Source organism: Pseudomonas sp. 11/12A, from assembly GCF_000800055.1.
Taxonomy (GTDB): Bacteria; Pseudomonadota; Gammaproteobacteria; order Pseudomonadales; family Pseudomonadaceae; genus Aquipseudomonas; species Aquipseudomonas mohnii.
In genome coordinates this window covers 3734079-3750424 of the sequence record NZ_JUGV01000001.1, presented here as the reverse complement: position 1 = coordinate 3750424, position 16346 = coordinate 3734079, and the positions used below count along the sequence as shown (strand labels likewise).

Sequence of the window (16346 nt, the reverse complement as noted above, 5' to 3'; positions counted from 1 at the left end):
GGACGAGGTTCGGATTAGGGCCGGGGTTGGCTTTTGTTGGGCGCAGCCGCGGAGCTGGCACCCTTGTTGCTAACACCTCACTACCCGCCGAGTGAGTGTCAAAAAAATTGCGGGACGCCAACGACGTAGTTCGTCAAAGAGAGAAGTCATGAGCCAAGGTATTGAATTCAACCGATTGATGCTGGATATGCGCGCCATGCAAATGGATGCCATGTCTGCGCCGAAGTCGTCTGCCGCAGTCCCTGAACTGAGTGGCACCAGCTTTTCCGACATGCTCGGTCAGGCTGTCAATAAAGTGAACGACACCCAGCAGGCTTCCTCTCAATTGGCCAACGCCTTCGAGATTGGCAAGAGCGGCGTCGACCTCACCGACGTGATGATTTCCTCGCAAAAGGCCAGCGTGTCTTTTCAAGCATTGACCCAAGTGCGTAACAAGCTGGTTCAGGCTTACCAAGACATCATGCAGATGCCGGTTTAAGGACGAGATTGAGTCATGGCAGAAGCAGTCGCCGATAATGTTCCGGCCAAGGCCACACCGATAGACGGCAAACCGCCGCTGTTCGGCCTGTCCTTCCTGGAAAACCTTTCCGAGATGACCATGTTGCGTCAGGTGGGCCTGCTGGTCGGCCTGGCGGCGAGCGTGGCGATTGGTTTTGCCGTGGTGTTGTGGTCCCAGCAACCGGACTATCGGCCGCTGTACGGCAGCCTTGCCGGTATGGACGCCAAGCAGGTCATGGATACCCTGGCCTCCGCCGATATTCCCTACACCGTTGAACCCAATTCCGGTGCCTTGCTGGTCAAGGCCGACGACCTGTCCCGCGCGCGGCTCAAACTCGCGGCTGCTGGTGTCACTCCCAGCGACGGTAACATCGGGTTTGAAATTCTCGACAAAGAGCAGGGTCTGGGCACCAGCCAGTTCATGGAGGCGACCCGCTACCGTCGCGGTCTTGAAGGTGAACTGGCGCGCACCATCTCCAGCCTGAACAACGTCAAGGGTGCCCGTGTGCACCTGGCGATTCCGAAGAGCTCCGTGTTCGTGCGCGACGAGCGCAAGCCAAGCGCTTCGGTCCTGGTCGAACTCTATTCCGGCCGCTCTTTGGAGCCTGGCCAGGTCGTGGCCATCATCAACCTGGTGGCGACCAGCGTTCCTGAGCTGAGCAAGTCGCAGATCACCGTCGTCGACCAGAAAGGCAACCTGCTGTCCGATCAGGCGGAAAACTCCGAACTGACCATGGCCGGCAAGCAGTTCGATTACAGCCGTCGCATGGAAAGCATGCTCACCCAGCGCGTGCATAACATCCTGCAGCCGGTGTTGGGCAATGACCGCTATAAAGCCGAAGTCTCGGCCGATGTGGATTTCAGTGCCGTCGAATCGACTTCCGAGCAGTTCAATCCCGACCAGCCGGCGTTGCGCAGTGAGCAGTCGGTCAACGAACAGCGTACCGCCAGCAATGGCCCGCAAGGCGTACCGGGTGCCCTGAGCAACCAGCCGCCGTCGCCGGCCTCGGCACCGCAAACCACCGGTGGCGCCACGGCGTCGGCCGGCATGGTGCAGCCAGGCCAGCCATTGCTCGATGCCAACGGCCAGCAAATCATGGACCCGGCCACCGGTCAGCCGATGCTGGCGCCGTACCCGGCGGACAAGCGTCAACAATCCACCAAGAACTTCGAACTCGACCGTTCCATCAGCCACACCAAGCAGCAGCAGGGTCGTTTGAATCGCCTGTCGGTGTCGGTGGTGGTGGATGATCAGGTCAAGATCAACCCGGCCAACGGTGAGACCACCCGTGCGCCATGGAGCGCCGATGAATTGGCGCGCTTCACTCGTCTGGTGCAGGACGCTGTCGGTTTCGATGCCAGCCGTGGCGACAGCGTCAGCGTGATCAACATGCCGTTCTCTGCCGAGCGCGGTGAAGTGATTGCCGATATTCCGTTCTACTCCCAGCCGTGGTTCTGGGACATCGTCAAGCAAGTGCTGGGTGTCTTGTTCATCCTGGTGCTGGTGTTCGGTGTACTGCGTCCGGTGCTCAACAACATCACCGGTGGCGGCAAAGGCAAACAGCTGGCCGGCATCGGCAGTGACGTCGAGTTGGGCGGCATGGGCGGCCTGGACGGCGAACTGGCCAACGACCGCGTCAGCCTCGGTGGCCCGACCAGCATCCTGCTGCCGAGCCCGAGCGAAGGCTATGACGCACAGTTGAACGCAATCAAGAGTCTGGTGGCAGAAGATCCGGGTCGTGTGGCCCAGGTCGTGAAAGAGTGGATTAACGCAGATGAGTGATAACCGAGCCGTTGCCGCCAAACTGTCCAAAGTCGACAAAGCCGCGATCCTGCTGCTGTCTCTGGGCTCGACCGATGCCGCTCAGGTACTGCGCCACATGGGGCCCAAGGAGGTCCAGCGTGTAGGTGTGGCCATGGCGCAGATGGGTAACGTGCACCGCGAGCAGGTCGAGCAGGTGATGAGCGAGTTCGTCGACATCGTCGGCGACCAGACCAGCCTGGGTGTTGGCTCCGACGATTACGTGCGCAAAATGCTCACCCAGGCCCTGGGCGAGGACAAAGCCAACGGCCTGATCGACCGGATTCTGCTGGGCGGCAACACCAGTGGCCTCGACAGCCTGAAGTGGATGGAGCCGCGCGCCGTCGCCGACGTGATCCGCTACGAGCACCCGCAGATCCAGGCGATCGTGGTGGCCTATCTTGATCCGGACCAGGCCGGTGAAGTGCTCGGTAACTTCGACCACAAGGTGCGACTGGACATCATTCTGCGGGTTTCCTCGCTGAACACCGTGCAGCCAGCAGCCCTGAAAGAACTCAACCAGATTCTCGAGAAGCAGTTCTCCGGCAACTCGAATGCTTCGCGTACCACCCTGGGCGGTATCAAGCGCGCCGCCGACATCATGAACTTCCTCGACAGTTCGATCGAAGGCCAGCTCATGGACTCGATCCGCGAAGTCGACGAAGACCTGTCCGGTCAGATCGAAGACCTCATGTTCGTGTTCAACAACCTGGCCGATGTCGACGACCGTGGTATCCAGGCGTTGCTGCGCGAAGTGTCCTCCGACGTGCTGGTGCTGGCCCTCAAGGGCTCGGACGAAGGGGTCAAGGAAAAGATCTTCAAGAACATGTCCAAGCGTGCGGCCGAACTGTTGCGCGACGACCTCGAGGCCAAGGGCCCGGTGCGCGTCAGCGACGTGGAAACCGCGCAGAAAGAAATCCTCACCATCGCCCGCCGTATGGCCGAAGCCGGGGAAATCGTTCTCGGCGGCAAGGGCGGCGAGGAAATGATCTAACACCATGGCCAAGCATGATGAGTCGCCCACTGACCTGATCCGGGCCAGGGATGTCGGTGGTTTTGATACCTGGGCGCTGCCCAGCTTCGATCCGCCTGCACCCGAGCCTGAGCCTGAGCCGGAACCCGAACCGCCGGAAATGGAAGAAGTGCCGCTGGAAGAAGTCCAGCCACTGACCCTCGAAGAGCTCGAAAGCATTCGCCAGGAAGCCTACAACGAAGGCTTCGCCACCGGTGAGCGAGAGGGATTCCACAGCACCACGCTCCGGGTTCGTCAGGAAGCCGAAGTGGCGCTGGCGGCGAAGATTACCGGTCTGGAACAACTGATGGCGCATCTGTTCGAGCCTATTGCCGAGCAGGACACACAGATCGAAAAGTCTTTGGTCGACCTCGTCCAGCACATCACCAAACAAGTGATTCAGCGCGAACTGGCCATCGATTCGACGCAGATTGAACACGTCATGCGCGAGGCCCTCAAACTCCTGCCGCTGGGCGTCGGCAATGTGCGGTTGTACATCAATCCGCAGGATTTCGAGCAGGTCAAAGCCCTGCGCGAGCGTCATGAGGAAACCTGGCGCATCGTTGAAGACGAAGCGTTGCTGCCGGGCGGTTGCCGGGTCGAGACGGAACACAGCCGTATCGATGCCACGATCGAAACCCGCGTTACGCGGGTGATGGACAAGCTGTTCGACCAACTGCACGAACAGGCCCTACACCCTGCCGCCCCCGACCTGAGCCTGGAACTGCCGGTTGAAGCCAAACCGGCCATTGCGCCAGCGCCGGACGTTCCCGATGCGCCTTGAACGCACCAGTTTCGCCAAGCGCCTGGGCAGTTATGCCGAGGCCACGGAACTGGCCGGCGCGCCGATCCTCGAAGGGCGCTTGCTGCGCATGGTCGGTTTGACCCTTGAGGCCGAAGGCTTGCGCGCGGCCATGGGCAGCCGTTGCATGGTCATCAACGACGACAGCTATCACCCGGTGCAGGTCGAAGCCGAAGTCATGGGCTTCTCCGGCAGCAAAGTCTTTCTGATGCCGGTCGGCAGCGTCGCCGGCATTGCGCCCGGCGCCCGAGTCGTTCCCCTGGCGGATGCCGGTCGCCTGCCGATGGGCATGAGCATGCTCGGGCGGGTACTCGATGGTGCCGGGCGTGCGCTGGACGGCAAGGGCGGGATGAAAGCCGAGGACTGGGTGCCGATGGACGGCCCGACCATTAACCCGCTCAAGCGCGAACCGATCAGCGAGCCGCTGGATGTCGGCATTCGATGCATCAACGGTATGTTGACGGTCGGTCGCGGTCAGCGGCTCGGGTTGTTCGCCGGTACCGGCGTCGGTAAATCCGTTTTGCTGGGCATGATGACCCGCTTCACCGAGGCCGACATTATCGTCGTCGGGCTGATCGGTGAGCGGGGTCGTGAAGTCAAGGAGTTCATCGAGCACATCCTCGGTGAGGAGGGGCTCAAGCGTTCGGTGGTGGTGGCGTCGCCAGCGGACGATGCGCCACTGATGCGTCTGCGCGCAGCCATGTATTGCACGCGAATCGCTGAATATTTCCGTGACAAGGGCAAGAACGTCCTGTTGCTGATGGATTCGCTGACCCGTTTCGCCCAGGCCCAGCGGGAAATTGCCCTCGCCATCGGCGAACCGCCGGCGACCAAGGGTTATCCGCCTTCGGTGTTCGCCAAGTTGCCGAAACTGGTGGAACGGGCCGGTAACGCCGAGAAGGGCGGCGGTTCGATCACCGCGTTCTACACCGTACTGTCCGAAGGCGACGATCAGCAGGACCCGATTGCCGACTCGGCGCGCGGCGTGCTCGATGGCCACATTGTGCTGTCCCGGCGCCTGGCCGAAGAGGGGCATTACCCGGCGATCGACATCGAGGCGTCCATCAGTCGGGTCATGCCGGCGGTGGTGTCGCCGGAGCACATGGTCCGTGCGCAGTATTTCAAACAGTTGTGGTCGCGCTATCAACAGAGTCGCGATTTGATCAGCGTCGGTGCCTATGTTGCCGGTGGTGATCGCGAGACCGATCTGGCGATTTCCCTGCAGCCGCAGTTGGTCACATACCTGCGCCAGGGCCTCAACGACAACGTCAGCCTGGGCGAAAGCGAGGCCTATCTAGCCTCGATCTTCGCGCCTGCGGCGGGCGGTTAACCGGTCATGGCCCAGACCCGGGCAGGGCGCCTGGCCCCCGTGGTGGGCATGGCCGAAAAGGCCGAGAAAACCGCAGCCCAGCGTCTGGGGCACTTTCAGGGGCAGGTGCGTCTGGCGGAAAGCAAACTCGCCGATCTCGAAGCCTTTCGTCTCGATTATCAAGAACAATGGATCGTGCGCGGCAGTGGCGGCGTGTCGGGCCAATGGCTGCTGGGCTATCAAGGCTTTCTGGCGCAACTGGGCACGGCCATCGATCAGCAACGACAAAGCCTGGCCTGGCACCAGAACAACCTGAACAAGGCACGGGAAACCTGGCAGCAGGCATTTGCCCGGGTCGAAGGTTTGCGCAAACTGGTGCAACGCTACGCAGATGAAGCGCGGGCGCTCGAAGACAAGCGCGAGCAAAAACTGCTGGATGAGTTGTCCCAGCGCTTGCCGCGACAGGATGCGTATTGAAAAGGTGAGCCGCGATGGCGATCTGATGGACGGCATCCTTTTCCGGTCTTGCCCCAACCTTTACCAAATGCTAAACCTTGTACAAGCAGGTTCCCCAATGACAAGGAAGCCATGACATGTCAGTTGTTACAGAAATCTCTGCGGATGGACAAAAGCTGACGATATCGGTCAAGGGACGATTCGATTTCGCCAAACACCTGGAATTTCGTAATTCCTATGAGCTTCCCGATCGCGCCATGCCGAGTTCCGTTGTAGTCGACCTGAAAGAGGCGACTTATCTCGATAGTTCGGCGTTGGGGATGTTGTTGCTGCTTAGGGATCATGCCGGTGGCGAAAACTCCGATATTCGCGTCGTCAACAGCAGTTCCGATGTGAAGAAAATCCTCGCGATTTCCAATTTCGACAAACTGTTCGACATCAGTTGATCGACGTGCAGCCTGCACTCGAATCGCTGACGATTCTGATTGCCGAAGACAGCGCGGCAGATCGCATGCTGTTGTCGAGCATCGTTCGTCGCCAGGGGCATCAGGTGCTGACCGCGGCCAACGGTGCCGAAGCGGTCGAAGTCTTTCGCCTGCAATGTCCGCAACTGGTGTTGATGGACGCGATGATGCCGGTGATGGATGGCTTCGAAGCCGCCCGGCAGATCAAGGCGTTGGCCGGGGAAACCCTGGTGCCGATCATCTTTCTCACGTCATTGTCCGAAAGCGAAGCCCTGGCCCGTTGCCTGGAGGTGGGCGGCGACGACTTTCTGGCAAAGCCTTACAACCAGGTGATTCTCTCGGCCAAGATCAAGGCGATGGATCGATTGCGACGATTGCAGGCCACCGTGCTGCAGCAGCGCGATCAGATCGCCCGTCACCACGAGTATTTGCTCAACGAGCAGCGGGTGGCGAAGGCCGTGTTCGACAAGGTGGCCCATTCGGGCTGCCTCAACGCCCCTAATATCCGTTACCTGCAATCGCCCTACGCGCTGTTCAACGGTGATCTGTTATTGGCCGCGTTTACCCCGGCGGGTGACATGCATGTGCTGCTCGGTGATTTCACCGGCCATGGTTTGCCGGCAGCCGTCGGTGCGATGCCCCTGGCTGAGGTCTTTTACGGCATGACCGCCAAGGGCTATGGCCTGGCGGAAACCTTGCGCGAGATGAATGCCAAGCTCAAACGTATCCTGCCGGTGGACATGTTCTGCTGCGCAACGCTGCTGTGCCTGAGTGTTCAGCGACGTTCGGTGGAGGTCTGGAATGGTGGCATGCCGGACGGCTACCTGCACAGCATGGCCACTGGCGAACGAACGCCCCTGACCGCACGCCATTTGCCCCTCGGCGTGCTGAATTCGCAAGCCTTTGATGATCGCACTGAAGTGTTTCCCATGGCGCTCGGGGATCGGGTATTCCTGCTCTCCGACGGTGTGATCGACACTTGCGATGCCAACGAACAGCTGTTTGGTGTGCAGCGACTGCAAGAGGTGTTTGCGCTCAATCGTCAGCCGGATGCACTGTTCGAAGAGATCGAGCGGGCGCTGCGGGACTTTGGCGGCGAAGCGCGCGACGACGTGAGCATGGTCGAAATCAGCCTGTTGGAGCCCGCGCGGCTGAATCCGCCCGCGGTGGTCTACTCCGACAGCGGTCAATCCTGCCCGCTGGACTGGTCGGTGAGTTTCGAGTTTCGTGCCGCTACCCTCAAACGCTTCAATCCGTTGCCCTATTTGCTGCAATTGCTGCAGGAGGTTCACGGTCTGCGGGCACAAAGCGGGGCGCTCTACAGTGTGCTGGCCGAGTTGTATTCCAATGCGCTGGAGCATGGTGTGCTTGGCCTGGATTCAGGCCTCAAGCGCGATGCTTCGGGTTTTACCCGCTACTACCAACAGCGCAATGTGCGCCTGGATGAGTTGCAGGACGGTTTTGTCCGGGTGCATTTGCAGGTCACGCCGGAGGGCGAGGGTGGTTGCCTGGCGATTTGCGTCGAAGACAGCGGCAAGGGATTCGATGTCGAGCGGGTGCTGGAACGTCCCCTGGATCCTGTCCGTCTGTCGGGACGCGGTGTCAGTCTGATCCGCCAGTTGGGGCGTAATGCCAGCTGGTCCGACGATGGTCGTAGTGCTCGCGTGGAGTTTTACTGGGAGGCTCTGGCATAATCCGCGCATTCTTGATCAAGGAGTGAGCAAGTGGCAGACACACATCTCGACCCGGACGTGCTGAGCGCGTTGCAAGAGGTCATGGAGGGCGAGTATCCGATCCTGGTGGATACCTTTCTCGCTGATTCCGAACAGCGCTTGCAGCTGCTGAAACAGGCCGCCGACGCTACGCAGATCCTTGAGATGGCCCACAGCTTCAAGGGCAGTAGCAGCAACATGGGCGCGATTCGCCTGGCTGACCTGTGTCATGAGCTGGAGCTGAAGGCTCAAGGGCAAAATCTTTCAGGCGCTGAGGCGCTTGTCGCGGAAATCGATCGCGAATTTGCGTTCGTTCGACCGCTCTATGAGGAGGAGCGACGGCGTTCGCTCTCCGCCAGTTTGATCATTCGGCGCTAGTCACGGCACCGTTTGAACAAAACTGGCGCGACCCTTGCAGTAATCTCCCCCAACTGTACCTACGAGCCCAGTGCAGCGGAGACCGTTTCATGCCCGTTACCCCCAATTCACTTCTTCAGGCCGCCGCGCAGGCCAAGACTCAAGCTGCCGCCAATTCCACGGCGCCAACCGCTGAGCCCGGGGACAAGGCCTCCAGCTTCGCGCAGGTCTACGCCAGGCAAGCCGAGAACAAACCCGTTGCAGCGGCAGACGGATCGGCCAAGCCGGCACGCGAAACAGCTCCCGACAACGCCGGAAAAAAAGACATCGCCGGCGATAAATCTGCCGCCCCGGAACCGACGGTTGCCGATAGCGGCAAAACCTTGCCCGCCGATAAACCGGCGCAGGGCGGTGACAAGGCCGCCAGCGATAATGCTTCGGATGCCGCGCAGACCTTGGCTACCGATACAGCGCCGGTTGACCCGGCGCTCGATCCGGCCATGATGGAGGCCGTGCAGCCGGTGGTGACCGCCCCTGTGCCGACAACGCCGCCAGTGGCTGAAACTGTACAGCCCTCGGCTGAAGCGCCAGTCGCCGCAGCGGTGACAGCGCCAGCGCCAGCGACAACGACAACGACGGCGGCCGCCGCGACCACGAATCCCGATTTCGATCCCGAAGCCGATCCCCTTGACGCGTTACCGGCTGTTCGCATGGCGATGGAGCAGAGCGGCCACGTTTCCGCATCCAGTCAGGCGCAGCCGAAAGCGGCACCGACCTCCGCACAGGCGCAGGCTGATGGAGAGCCGACCTCGGCACAGAGTTTTGCCGCCGGCATGGCGAGCATGCTCGAAGTGCAAGCCGACAAGGACAGCACCAGCCAAGGGGGGGACAAGGCGTTCAGTGGTCTGATCGATGACGGTTTGAAGGATCTCAAATCCGCCAGCAGCGACACTCGGGTCGATGATTTCGCCAACCGTCTGGCGGCATTGACTCAGGCAGCCACGCCGAAAACCGCCAACGCATTGCCCGTGAACCAGCCGATCGCCATGCATCAGAGTGGCTGGACCGACGAAGTGGTCAATCGTGTCATGTACCTGTCGAGTGCCAATCTGAAGGCGGCTGACATTCAGTTGCAGCCGGCGGAACTGGGGCGCCTCGACATTCGGGTCAACATGGTGCCGGATCAACAGACCCAGGTGACGTTCATGAGCGCTCATCCGGCTGTTCGCGAGGCACTCGACGGGCAGATGCATCGGTTACGTGACATGTTCGCGCAGCAGGGCATGGGGCAGGTCGATGTCAACGTGTCCGACCAGTCCCGTGGGTCGCAGCAAGGACAGGATCAGGCTCATCAAGGGCAGAGTGGGCGTACCAGTACCAGTGGTGGCCGCCTCGACGCCGTGGATGACGATATCGCCTCGAGCGTGGCTGAAGTGGCTGCGACAACGACCAGCGTGATCGGCTCCAGTGCTGTCGACTACTACGCCTGATTCCGCCAGATACATAACCCTGTGGGAGCGGGCTTGCCCGCGATGGGGTCATTACATTCAGCATGTTCGTTGATTGTTACACCGCCATCGCGGGCGAGCCCGCTCCCACAGGGTGTTGCGGCGTGCTTCATATCGTATGCATCCCCACCCATCTCCATTCCGATACTTCTGGCATAACACTTGCTCTTGCCTTGCCGTGCGACTGTGAAAACCCGAATAGTGACGGATTATTGGCATGGCGAAGAGCGACGCAGCAGTAAAAGACCCCGCAACCAAAGGCAAACTCAAGCTGGTTATCTTGATCGTGGTGGCCGTGCTACTGGCGATCGGCTTGTCCGTGGGGGCGACCTGGTACTTCATGCACAGTAACCAGAGCAAGCCTGTTGCCGTGGCTGAGACCGCTCCGGTCGGCAAGCAGCCCGCGATTTTCGAATCCATGGCGCCGGCGTTCGTGGCCAACTTCAACCAGAACGGCCGTCAACGCTACATGCAGGTGAGCATCACCATGCTGGCCCGCAACCAGGCTGATCTGGATGCACTGAAGGTTCACATGCCAGTGATCCGCAATAACCTGGTCATGCTGTTCTCCGGGCAAGACTTCGCCACGCTCGCGTCGCCGGTCGGCCAGGAAATGTTGCGCCAGAAGGCCACGGCCAGCGTCCAGGAAGTGGCGCAGAAAGAACTTGGCAAAGTGGTCATCGAACAGTTGCTTTTCACTAATTTCGTACTGCAGTAGGAACACGACATGGCCGTGCAAGACCTGCTGTCCCAGGATGAGATCGACGCGCTGTTGCATGGCGTCGACGATGGTCTGGTACAGACCGATACCGTTGCCGAACCCGGCAGCGTCAAAAGCTATGACCTGACCAGCCAGGATCGCATCGTCCGTGGACGCATGCCGACCCTGGAAATGATCAACGAGCGTTTCGCCCGCTACACACGCATCAGCATGTTCAACATGCTGCGCCGCTCGGCAGACGTGGCGGTCGGTGGCGTGCAGGTGATGAAATTCGGCGAATACGTGCACTCGCTGTACGTGCCGACCAGTCTCAACCTGGTCAAGATCAAGCCGCTGCGCGGTACCGCGCTGTTCATCCTCGACGCCAAACTGGTGTTCAAGCTGGTGGACAACTTCTTTGGTGGTGACGGCCGTCACGCGAAGATCGAAGGTCGTGAATTCACCCCGACCGAGCTGCGTGTCGTGCGCATGGTGCTGGAACAGGCCTTCGTCGATCTGAAGGAGGCCTGGCAGGCGATCATGGAAGTGAACTTCGAGTACATCAACTCGGAAGTGAACCCGGCCATGGCCAATATCGTCGGTCCGAGCGAAGCCATTGTGGTCTCGACATTCCACATCGAACTCGATGGCGGTGGCGGTGACCTGCACGTGACCATGCCGTACTCGATGATCGAGCCGGTGCGCGAAATGCTCGACGCCGGTTTCCAGTCGGACCTCGACGATCAGGACGAGCGTTGGGTCAATGCATTGCGCCAGGACGTCATGGATGTCGACGTGCCAATCGGCGCCACGGTTGCCCGTCGCCAGCTGCGCCTGCGCGACATCCTGCACATGCAGCCGGGGGATGTGATCCCGGTGGAAATGCCGGAAGAGATGATCATGCGCGCCAACGGTGTGCCGGCCTTCAAGGTCAAGATGGGCTCGCACAAAGGCAACCTCGCGTTGCAGGTGATCGAGCCGATCGAACGCCGCTGACAGGCGCCCTAAACATTCGCTTTTAACTGACGGCTTCCAATCGAATGGTTGCCTGCCGAGGAACACGAGATGGCAAACGACATGAATACCCAGGACGACCAGGCGCTGGCGGACGAATGGGCTGCGGCCCTGGAAGAAACCGGTGATGCCGGGCAGGACGACATCGATGCCTTGCTGGCCGCCGATGCGGCCAGTTCGTCATCCAATCGCTTGCCCATGGAAGAGTTCGGCAGCTCGCCGAAAAACAACGAGCCGGTCAGCCTCGAGGGTCCGAACCTGGACGTGATTCTCGACATTCCGGTGTCGATCTCCATGGAAGTCGGCAGCACCGACATCAACATCCGCAACCTGCTGCAGCTCAACCAGGGTTCGGTGATCGAGCTCGATCGCCTGGCCGGCGAGCCTCTGGATGTATTGGTCAACGGCACGCTGATTGCCCACGGCGAAGTGGTGGTGGTCAACGAGAAGTTCGGCATCCGCCTGACCGACGTGATCAGCCCAAGCGAACGCATCAAGAAGCTGCGCTGAGTGAAAAGGCTTCTGGGGTTTGTGCTGGCGTTGCCGCTCAGCGTGCTGGCGGCCGAACCGGTGGCGACGGTTGCGAACGCCGCTGCCGTACCCGCGGTCGGCAGCGGTGTGGGCGGGCAATTGACGCAACTGGTATTCGGCTTGCTGCTGGTGCTGGGGCTGATTTTTTTTCTCGCCTGGCTGTTGCGCCGGGTTCAGCAGGCCGGCCCGGCCGGCAAGGGGCAGGTGATCGAACTGATCGGTTCCCGTGCCCTGGGCCCGCGTGACCGTTTGATGCTGGTGCAAGTCGGCAACGAGCAGATTCTTCTGGGTCTGAGCCCTGGCACCATCACAGCGTTGCATGTGCTCAAGGAGCCGGTGCAGGTGCCCGATACCGAGTCGACGACCCCCGAGTTTGCCCAGCGCCTGATGGAGCTGTTGGGCAAGGATCAGAAGGATAAGAAGTAATGGGTGCGTTACGCATCGTCTTGACGCTGGCGCTGATGCTGGCCGCGCCGCTGGCGTTCGCCGCCGATCCGCTATCAATCCCGGCGATTACCCTGGGCACCAATGCCCTGGGCGCGCAGGAGTACTCGGTCAGCCTGCAGATCCTGCTGATCATGACCGCGCTGAGTTTCATCCCGGCGTTCGTCATGCTGATGACCAGTTTCACCCGGATCATCATCGTCTTTTCGATCCTGCGTCAGGCCCTGGGCCTGCAGCAGACGCCGTCGAACCAGATTCTCACGGGCATGGCGCTGTTCCTGACCCTGTTCATCATGGCGCCGGTGTTCGATCGCGTTAACCAGGATGCCTTGCAGCCGTACCTGGCAGAGAAACTCACCGCCCAGGATGCCGTGGCCAAGGCCCAGGTGCCGATCAAGGACTTCATGCTCGCCCAGACCCGCACCAGCGATCTGGAGCTGTTCATGCGCCTGTCCAAGCGCACCGACATTGCCACGCCTGATCAGGCGCCACTGACCATCCTGGTGCCGGCATTCGTGACGTCGGAGCTCAAAACCGCGTTTCAGATCGGCTTCATGATCTTCATTCCGTTCCTGATCATCGACCTGGTCGTGGCCAGTGTGCTGATGGCCATGGGTATGATGATGCTGTCGCCTCTGATCATCTCCCTGCCGTTCAAAATCATGCTGTTTGTACTGGTGGATGGCTGGGCGTTGATCATCGGCACCCTGGCCAGCAGTTTTGGCGGTGTGTCGCCATGACGCCTGAAGTCGCCGTCGATATCTTCCGCGAAGCGCTGTGGTTGACCACCATGATGGTGGCCGTGCTGGTCATCCCCAGTTTGCTGGTGGGTCTGTTGGTGGCGATGTTCCAGGCCGCCACCCAGATCAACGAACAGACCCTGAGCTTTTTGCCGCGTCTGTTGGTGATGCTGGTGACGCTGATCGTTGTTGGTCCGTGGTTGGTGCAAACCTTCATGGAGTACATCCAGCAGTTGTACGGCAGCATTCCGCAGGTCATTGGTTAAACCATGTCGCTGCTCGCATTGACCGACACCCAGATCAGTAGCTGGGTGGCAGCATTCATGTTGCCGCTGTTTCGCGTGGGGTCGCTGCTGATGGTCATGCCGGTTTTCGGCACGACCCTGGTGCCCCGGCGGGTACGCCTGTATTTCGCCGTGGCGATCACCGTGGTCATCGCGCCGGGCCTGCCCCCCATGCCGCCGGTGCATGCCCTGGACCTGAGTGGGTTGCTGCTGATCGCCGAGCAGATCCTCATCGGTGCGGTAATGGGCTTCTCGTTGCAGTTGTTCTTCCAGGCCTTCGTCGTGGCGGGGCAAATCGTCGCCATTCAGATGGGCATGGGCTTCGCGTCCATGGTCGACCCCACCAACGGTGTGTCGGTGGCGGTGATCGGGCAATTCTTCACCATGCTGGTGACGCTGTTGTTCCTCTCGATGAACGGCCATCTGGTGGTGTTCGAGGTGCTCACTGAAAGCTTCACTACGCTGCCGGTCGGTAGTGGCTTGACGGTCAATCATTACTGGGAGCTGGCCGGCAAGCTCGGCTGGGTGCTGGGTGCGGCGCTGCTGCTGGTGTTGCCGGCGATCACGGCGTTGCTGGTGATCAACATCGCCTTTGGCGTGATGACCCGGGCGGCGCCGCAATTGAACATTTTCTCCATAGGTTTTCCACTGACGCTGGTGCTCGGGCTGTTTACCGTCTGGGTCGGGCTGGCGGACATTCTCAATCAGTATCAACCGATGGCCTCCGAGGCCTTGCAGTTTTTACGCGAACTGGTACAGGCGCGCTGAGTCATGGCAGAGAGCGAAAGCGGTCAGGACAAAACAGAAGACCCCACGGAGAAAAAGAAAAAGGATGCCCGGGAGAAGGGCGAGATTGCCCGCTCCAAGGAGCTGAACACCCTGGCCATCATGCTCGTCGGTGCCAGTGCGCTGCTGATTTTCGGCGGGGTCATGGCGCAAGACATGATGGAGCTGATGCGCCTGAATTTTTCGCTGCCGCGGGAGGTGATTCTGGATCAGCGATCCATGGCCACCTACCTCATGCATTCAGGGAAAATCGCGCTCTGGTCGATTCAACCCTTCATGATTGCGATGGTGCTGGCGGCGATTATTGGACCGATTTCGCTCGGTGGCTGGTTGTTCGCCGCGGGTTCCATGGCGCCCAAATTCAGTCGCATGAACCCCGGTCCGGGCCTCAAGCGCATGTTTTCCGGCAAGGCGCTGGTGGAATTGCTCAAGGCCCTGGCCAAGTTCATCATCGTCCTGTTCGTGGCCCTGGCGGTGTTGACCTCCGACATCGACGACTTGTTGCGCATCGCCCATGAACCGCTGGAAATGGCGATCATCCACAGTCTGCAAGTGGTGGGCTGGAGCACCTTGTGGATGGCTTGCGGGCTGATCATCATCGCCGCCGTGGATGTCCCGGTACAGCTTTGGGAAAGCCACAAGAAACTGCTGATGACCAAGCAGGAAATCCGCGACGAACACAAGGATCAGGAAGGGCGCCCAGAGGTCAAACAGCGGATTCGCCAGCTGCAGCGCGATATGTCCCAGCGGCGGATGATGGCGGCAATTCCCCAGGCGGACGTGGTCATCACCAACCCGACCCACTACGCCGTGGCGCTCAAATACGATCCGGACAAGGGCGGGGCGCCGATGCTGATCGCCAAGGGCAGCGACTTCCTGGCCTTGAAGATTCGGGAAATCGCGGCGGCCAACGAGATTCTGTTGCTGGAGTCGCCGGCGTTGGCGCGGTCGATTTATTACTCCACCGAGCTTGAGCAGGAAATTCCGGGTGGGCTCTATCTGGCCGTCGCGCAGGTGCTGGCGTATGTCTATCAGATTCGCCAGTACCGCGCAGGCAAAGGCAAGCGGCCGGAGCCGCTCAAGGATGATCTGCCGATTCCGCCGGATTTGCGGCGCGACGCCTGATTTTCAACGTTGCGTTTTGGTTTTTGACAGCATTGCAGCGAGGATGTTGTCCTTGTCGATAAATTGGTGCTTCAACGCAATCAAGATATGCCCGCCGACCAGTGCGCCACAGAACCACGAGGTCCAGGTATGAGTGTATTTGGCCAGGTCGTAGAGATCGGGATCGGGATTCACCAGTGAAGGCAGAGTAAACAGGCCCGCCACCAGGATGGGTTTGTCTGCAACCGAGCTCCAGTACCAGCCTGAAAGGGGCAAGGAAATCAGGGCTATTGCGTAGAGCAACGCATGTCCGATCATTGCGCCGCGTTTCATCAGTGCAGACATGCTTTGCGGCAAGGCAGGCGGTTGGTGCATCAGTCGCCACGCAATGCGTATGACAATGGCAAAGAGCAATGTACTGGCCAGCGCCTTGTGCAAAAAGGTGAGCCCGTGTTGAGGATTCAACTCATCACGCCAGTGCGTGGCCAAAATGCCCATCGCCCAGCTGATCATCCAGACCATCGCCATGCCCCAGTGCAACCACTTGGCGGTGCTGGTGTATTCAGTTTTCTTAATGTCCTGCATTGCCGTTTCCTTCCTGTTTCAAGGTCTTATCGATATTCGTTGCCGGGCCGCAGTTTGCAGAGGCTGCATTAACCGGGGGTTAGTCGTCGCGCCGATGGTTCCGGAAGAAGTGTTGCAAAAGCGCAAGCCCGTGAGCACGTCCGTCCAGGCCATCCATATCCCCCAGAAAAAAACATCTGTTTCTCCCTTCGCAAAAGTTGGAAGGCTTCTTGCAGTAGCCGCTCTGCGCCCGCTTCAGG

19 protein-coding genes are annotated in these 16346 nt (G+C 60.2%); 18 read left to right on the top strand and 1 reads right to left on the bottom strand.

Going from position 1 to position 16346, the window contains the following annotated elements:
- Positions 1-148: 148 nt before the first annotated feature.
- The 18 genes from fliE to flhB all read left to right on the top strand — a co-directional run bounded on the left by fliE (position 149) and on the right by flhB (position 15543).
- Positions 149-478 (top strand): flagellar hook-basal body complex protein FliE, encoded by a 330-nt coding sequence (fliE, locus tag GQ39_RS17265; protein WP_047532003.1) that lies wholly within the window; start codon positions 149-151, stop codon positions 476-478.
- 15 nt (positions 479-493) lie between these two features.
- On the top strand, positions 494-2281 hold the full coding sequence (gene fliF, locus GQ39_RS17260) for a flagellar basal-body MS-ring/collar protein FliF (RefSeq protein WP_047532002.1): 1788 nt from the start codon (positions 494-496) through the stop codon (positions 2279-2281).
- Entirely contained in the window at positions 2274-3293 is a 1020-nt protein-coding gene (gene fliG, locus GQ39_RS17255; protein WP_007983391.1) for a flagellar motor switch protein FliG, read from the top strand. Before fliF ends, fliG begins: the two co-directional genes overlap by 8 nt.
- Positions 3294-3297: 4 nt before the next feature.
- On the top strand, positions 3298-4095 hold the full coding sequence (gene fliH / locus GQ39_RS17250) for a flagellar assembly protein FliH (RefSeq protein WP_047531999.1): 798 nt from the start codon (positions 3298-3300) through the stop codon (positions 4093-4095).
- Positions 4085-5443 carry a flagellar protein export ATPase FliI gene (gene fliI / locus GQ39_RS17245; RefSeq protein ID WP_047531997.1) on the top strand — a complete coding sequence of 453 codons (1359 nt, stop codon included), beginning with the start codon at positions 4085-4087 and terminating at the stop codon, positions 5441-5443. The genes fliH and fliI overlap by 11 nt, the downstream gene beginning before the upstream one ends.
- Before the next feature lie 6 nt (positions 5444-5449).
- On the top strand, positions 5450-5899 hold the full coding sequence (fliJ, locus tag GQ39_RS17240; RefSeq protein ID WP_047531995.1) for a flagellar export protein FliJ: 450 nt from the start codon (positions 5450-5452) through the stop codon (positions 5897-5899).
- A gap of 116 nt (positions 5900-6015) precedes the next feature.
- Positions 6016-6324: an STAS domain-containing protein gene (locus GQ39_RS17235; RefSeq protein ID WP_047531993.1), complete on the top strand. Its 309-nt coding sequence runs from the start codon at positions 6016-6018 to the stop codon at positions 6322-6324.
- Between the two features lie 5 nt (positions 6325-6329).
- Positions 6330-8036, top strand: a complete 1707-nt coding sequence (locus GQ39_RS17230; RefSeq protein WP_047538975.1) for an ATP-binding SpoIIE family protein phosphatase — start codon at positions 6330-6332, stop codon at positions 8034-8036.
- A gap of 30 nt (positions 8037-8066) precedes the next feature.
- Positions 8067-8432: an Hpt domain-containing protein gene (locus GQ39_RS17225; protein ID WP_047531992.1), complete on the top strand. Its 366-nt coding sequence runs from the start codon at positions 8067-8069 to the stop codon at positions 8430-8432.
- Between the two features lie 89 nt (positions 8433-8521).
- Positions 8522-9901 carry a flagellar hook-length control protein FliK gene (locus GQ39_RS17220; protein WP_047531986.1) on the top strand — a complete coding sequence of 460 codons (1380 nt, stop codon included), beginning with the start codon at positions 8522-8524 and terminating at the stop codon, positions 9899-9901.
- Positions 9902-10136: 235 nt separating this feature from the next.
- Positions 10137-10637, top strand: a complete 501-nt coding sequence (fliL, locus tag GQ39_RS17215; RefSeq protein ID WP_047531985.1) for a flagellar basal body-associated protein FliL — start codon at positions 10137-10139, stop codon at positions 10635-10637.
- Positions 10638-10646: 9 nt separating this feature from the next.
- Complete coding sequence (fliM, locus tag GQ39_RS17210) at positions 10647-11615, top strand: flagellar motor switch protein FliM (RefSeq protein WP_047531984.1); 969 nt, start codon at positions 10647-10649, stop codon at positions 11613-11615.
- A 69-nt stretch (positions 11616-11684) separates the two neighbouring features.
- Positions 11685-12143 carry a flagellar motor switch protein FliN gene (gene fliN, locus GQ39_RS17205; protein ID WP_047531982.1) on the top strand — a complete coding sequence of 153 codons (459 nt, stop codon included), beginning with the start codon at positions 11685-11687 and terminating at the stop codon, positions 12141-12143.
- Entirely contained in the window at positions 12144-12590 is a 447-nt protein-coding gene (fliO, locus tag GQ39_RS17200) for a flagellar biosynthetic protein FliO (RefSeq protein WP_047531980.1), read from the top strand. It begins immediately after the preceding gene.
- Positions 12590-13348 (top strand): flagellar type III secretion system pore protein FliP, encoded by a 759-nt coding sequence (gene fliP / locus GQ39_RS17195; protein ID WP_047531978.1) that lies wholly within the window; start codon positions 12590-12592, stop codon positions 13346-13348. The genes fliO and fliP overlap by 1 nt, the downstream gene beginning before the upstream one ends.
- Positions 13345-13614 carry a flagellar biosynthesis protein FliQ gene (gene fliQ, locus GQ39_RS17190; RefSeq protein WP_047531977.1) on the top strand — a complete coding sequence of 90 codons (270 nt, stop codon included), beginning with the start codon at positions 13345-13347 and terminating at the stop codon, positions 13612-13614. The genes fliP and fliQ overlap by 4 nt, the downstream gene beginning before the upstream one ends.
- Positions 13615-13617: 3 nt before the next feature.
- Positions 13618-14400 carry a flagellar biosynthetic protein FliR gene (gene fliR / locus GQ39_RS17185; RefSeq protein WP_047531975.1) on the top strand — a complete coding sequence of 261 codons (783 nt, stop codon included), beginning with the start codon at positions 13618-13620 and terminating at the stop codon, positions 14398-14400.
- Between the two features lie 3 nt (positions 14401-14403).
- On the top strand, positions 14404-15543 hold the full coding sequence (gene flhB, locus GQ39_RS17180) for a flagellar biosynthesis protein FlhB (protein WP_047531973.1): 1140 nt from the start codon (positions 14404-14406) through the stop codon (positions 15541-15543).
- A gap of 3 nt (positions 15544-15546) precedes the next feature.
- Here the strand turns inward: flhB and GQ39_RS17175 are convergent, their stop codons facing one another.
- A complete protein-coding gene (locus tag GQ39_RS17175; RefSeq protein ID WP_047531971.1) occupies positions 15547-16107 on the bottom strand; it encodes a cytochrome b in 561 nt (186 codons plus the stop codon).
- Positions 16108-16346: the final 239 nt, after the last annotated feature.